The organism is Streptomyces sp. NPDC001732, from assembly GCF_053596315.1.
The window spans coordinates 1-1,125 of record NZ_JBSFFY010000216.1; the positions used below are offsets into that span (position 1 = coordinate 1).

A 1,125-nucleotide genomic window follows, 5' to 3' on the forward strand; every position below is an offset into this window, starting at 1 on the left:
TTAAACTATCTACATTTTGCGTATAACTATTATAAGCCTGTCTATTTTTTGCAGACGCAGTCGTAAGGTTAACTTTTTTTGTTTTTAAACCAGCATAATCAGCGGAACCTATATTGGTAGTATGATTTGTTGAGTACTTAATACCTAAATATGTTATCAAAGATTTATTGCTAGTAACACTAGCAAATAGTGCAATGCCACCATTATTAACTATGGTTGAATCTTCTTGTTGAGATTGAGGCAACTCTTCAAAACTTATTACGTCTTGATCTACAATTTTATCTTCTTTTACTACGCTCGTGAAATGTTGTAAAAGTTCATTTGTCTCTTCATTATAAGCTTTTGTCTCTATTTCTTTAGTATCTTCATCAATTGTTGTAACTGTTTCAATATAATGAATTTCTTGGCCATCCACTTTTAAAATATATTCAGATTTTTCTTCTGTATCAGTGATAATTTCGAAGTTATCTGAAACATAGTTTAATTCTGAAGCTGATACCTTTTGATTTGGTGCTGCGAATGCTAACGTACTCATTACTAGTGTAGAACTCATTAAAACATAGATAAATTTCTTCATTTTATGTAAAATACCTCCTAAAATTATATATATATCAAACTACAGTAGTTAGATGAATAAGTAAAGGTATTATTTCCTACGCATTTTTCTTATACAGAAAAAACACTACTAGTGTTTTAGAAATAATTAACAATTTTATTCGGTAGTCACATTAAATTTAACCAAATCTTCTCATAGAAAATCCTCTCACAAAGAAAAGTCCTCCATTGTCGCATCCACTTCATCTTCTGTGACCCCTATGTACTGCATCGTGATCGAAGGTGCGGAATGATTAAATAACTGCTGTAACACTGCGACATCCTTATGTTGCTTGTAATGATGATACCCAAACGTTTTGCGCATGGTATGTGTACCGATATCCTTTCGTCCAAGCGCTTCTGCCGCCTTTTGTAGGACCCTGTACGCTTGTGTGGTCGAAATGGGTCCGTTTCCTTTCTGACTAGGAAACAACCATGCAGACGGGCTCATATCGCGCGTATACGACTCGATCAACTCTCTTGTGGCCCGTGGAATCAAAAAGCGTTTCGTTTTCTTCGTCTTTTGCTCGG

General features: G+C 34.7%; 2 protein-coding genes. Both read right to left on the reverse strand.

Features of this window, described 5'->3' with window-relative positions:
* Positions 1-577, reverse strand: a 577-nt coding sequence (locus ACWCXX_RS41485; RefSeq protein WP_451136524.1) for a hypothetical protein, incomplete at its 3' end; no start/stop codon positions are given.
* Positions 578-763: 186 nt separating this feature from the next.
* The coding region (locus tag ACWCXX_RS41490) for a tyrosine-type recombinase/integrase (RefSeq protein WP_451136526.1) at positions 764-1,125 on the reverse strand (362 nt) is incomplete at its 5' end.